2 protein-coding genes are annotated in these 3,238 nt (G+C 70.7%); both read left to right on the top strand.

All coding sequences use genetic code 11. The features are described from left to right. Positions 1-1,223, top strand: a 1,223-nt coding sequence (locus ACYVHT_RS23230; RefSeq protein WP_460557775.1) for a hypothetical protein, incomplete at its 5' end; no start/stop codon positions are given. Beyond that, on the top strand, positions 1,220-3,238 hold a 2,019-nt coding region (locus ACYVHT_RS23225), incomplete at its 3' end, for a DUF4175 family protein (RefSeq protein WP_460557773.1). The genes ACYVHT_RS23230 and ACYVHT_RS23225, both read left to right, overlap by 4 nt.

Raw genomic sequence — 3,238 nt, 5'->3', positions numbered from 1 at the left:
CAGCGGCCCGGTGGCGGGCCGCCGGCCGCCCCGGCAGCCCGGCCGACTCGGCCGGCGCCAACCCGGCCGAACCGTTTGGCTGGGCACGGGTGCAGCAGGCAGCGGCGGCATTTCCCGGCCAGCCCATGCTGGTGGTGACAAGTGCCCGGCTGCGCAGCTGGCAGGGCAGCCACCGGCCTTTGCCGGCGGGCGTGCGCTGGCAGGTGCTGCCCGATACGGCCACCACGTCGTGGCTGGCAGCTGCGGAGCTGGTGGGCGACAGCCTGCAGCTGCTGGTGGGGCAGAGCTGCGAAACGCAGACGAGGTTTCGGCGGGAAAAGCAGCTGGCGCAGCGCCACGGGCAGCCGATTTGGGTGGCGGGCCTGGGCCCGGTGCGCTTTCGTGCCAACAAAAACGGCGGCAACGGCCTGGTATTGGTTCCGGCTTCTGCTCCGGATGCGGACAATGGGGTCGGTGTCGAAGCGGTGCCGCCGGTTATCGAGCTTTACGCCGCGCCGGAATTTGCCGCCGATGCCCGCTACCTGGCCGCCGCTTTGCGGGCGGCAGCGGTGGGCATGCCCGTGCCGCCCCTGCTGCGCCGGGTGCAGCGCAGGCCAACGCACCTCACAACCTGGACCTTCTGGCTTTCCGATGAGCCCTTGCCGCCGGGGTTGCAGCAGGATGTGGAGCGGTCCGGCAGCCGCCTCTGGCGGGAAGCGGCCGGGCCGGGCGTGGCCGATACGGCCCGACTGGCCACCACTTCGGCCCCGGCGGTGGCCGTGTTTCGGCGGGGCCGCGCTGCGCCGGCACCGGGCAGCGAAACGCTGTGGGCCGATGGCCGGGGCCGCGCGCTGCTCTCGCGGCAGGCGCTGGGGCAAGGGGCAGTTTACCAGCTGCATACGCGCCTGAGCCCTGCCTGGAGCCAGCTCGCCGACGACCCCGGGCTGCCGGCCCGGCTGCTGGCCCTGCTGCAACCCGAAGCCACCGACGAAACAGCCCCGCTTCAGCCGCGCAACGCCGCGCTGGCACAACGCCTGAGCCGCCTCGACCAGCGCGCCCTCGACCCCGCTCAGCTCACGACCACAGCCCGCTTGCAGCCCGCCATGGGGCCGCCCCCGGCCGGCACGTGGCGCAGCACTGGGTTGCGGGCGTGGCTGGTGCTGGCAGTGGGCCTGCTGTTTTTGCTTGAACGCCTGCTGGCGCGCCGCCGGGAAACGCAGCTTTTATCCGCCCGCGCATCATGAGCCAGGTCGTCGATACCACGTCGCAGGTGGCCACGGGGCGGCAGCTGCTGCAGGCCGCGGCCCGGCGCTATGCGCTGCAACAAGTGCCGGTACATTTGGCCGTCTTCCTGTTTGGCCTGGACCTTGGCCTGGTCGCGGTGCAGCTCTGGAAAAAAAGCCAGCGCTGGCCCGATGCCTGGCACCGGCCTGAGACCCTGGCCCTTGTAGTCGGGCTGCTGGCCGTGGCGTTGCTTTTGTGGGCGGCGCGGGGCTGGCGGCGGCAATGGCGGCGGCGTTTGCCCGCCGCCATCCAGGCGCTCGACCGGCGCTATCCGGAGCTGGAAGACAGCACCTGGCTGCTGGTGCAGCCCACCGATGCGTTACCCCTGCTGAGTCGGTTTCAGCAGCAGCGGGTAGCGCAGCGGCTTGCGCAGCTGGCCGCTGCGCAGCGGCCGCTGCTGCCGCTGAATGTCGTGGGCTACTGGCTGTTGGCGGGGCTCAATCTGGCCGTTGGAGTCTTTAGCTGGTGGCTGCCTTCGCTCGTCCGCACCAGCGTGCCGGCAGGGGTAGCCATGCATTTTTCGCCGCTTGAAAAACCCGCTACAGTCGGCCGGCAGCCCGCGCCGCGCCTTCTCGAAACCACCCTGCTGGTGAGCCCGCCAGCCTACACGCGCCGGCCCGCCTTTGCGCCCGCGCAAGCCTCGTTCCAGTGCCCGCAGGGGGCGTGGGTGCGCTGGCAGGTGCGGGTGAGCGCGGGCACCACTCCGGCCGCGCCGCTGCTGGAGCTTGGCCGGCAAGCCGTGCGGCTGGCGCCGGTGCCCGGGCGGGCGGGCTGGTTTTTTACCGAGCAGGTGCTGAACCGCTCCACGCTCTACCGGCTCCGCTACGCGGGCACGGTTTCCGACGATTACGCAATCGACGTGCTGCCCGACCAGGCTCCGGTGCTGCGCATTCTGAGCCCCACGGCCTACACCCTGGTGGCAGCCGTGGGCCAGCGGCCGGAGGTACCCATCCGGGCCACGGTGCACGACGACTACGGCCTGAGCCGCGCCGAGCTGGTCATTACCATAGCGCAGGGGCAGGGCGAAGCGGTGAAATTCCGCGAGCTTCGGCGCGACCTGAGCGCAGGGCTCGGCACCAGCCAGGCCCGCCTTGCCAGCCTGCTCAATTTGCCGAAACTCGGCCTGACCTACGGCGACGAGTTGTATTTCTACCTCACGGCCCGCGATAACAACGGCCACACCGCCCGCACCGATTCGTACCTGGTGCAGTGGCAGGACACGGCCGTGGCCGACAGCGCCCCCGACCTGGGCATGGGCGTGAAAGTGGCCCCGGCCTACTTCCGCAGCCAGCGCCAGATTATCATTGATACCGAAAAGCTCCTCGCCGAAAAAGCCGGGCTGGATGCCGCCACGGTGACCAGCCGCGCCAATGCCCTGGGCTTCGACCAGCAGACGCTGCGCCTGCGCTACGGCAAGTTTCTGGGCGAAGAATCGGAAGCAGGAATTGGCACCCCGGCCCCGCACCCGCCCACCGCCGAGGACGACGACGCCCCCACTGCCGAAGCCCCCGAACACGACGACCACGACCACGGCAGCGCGGCCGTTTCGCCCGCCAAAGCATCTCCCACCGCCGAAACCGACGCGCTGATGGACCCCTACATTCACAAGCACGACGATGCCGAAACCACCGATTTCCTGGAGCCGGCCATCAAGGCCAAGCTCCACGCCGTGCTCGACCAGATGTGGGCCGCCGAGCTGCGCCTGCGCACCGGCCAGCTCAAAGCCGCCCTGCCCTACGAATACCGCGCCCTGCGCCTGCTGAAACAGGTGCAGCAGCAAACCCGCGCCTTCGTCAAGAAAGCCGGCTTCACCCCGCCGCCCCTGCCCGAAGCGACCCTGCGCCTCACCGGCGAGCTGGCCGGAGCCGCCGTGCCCCAGCGCCAGCAACGCCTGCCGCCCCCGGCGGCCCAGCCCGTGGTGCGCAATGCCCTGCGCTGGCTGGCTGCTGCCGAAAGCGGCCAGCCCACGCGCCCC

It is taken from the genome of Hymenobacter daeguensis, from assembly GCF_054780555.1.
Note: the sequence above shows the minus strand (reverse complement) of the source record. Positions and strands in the feature narration are given on the sequence as shown.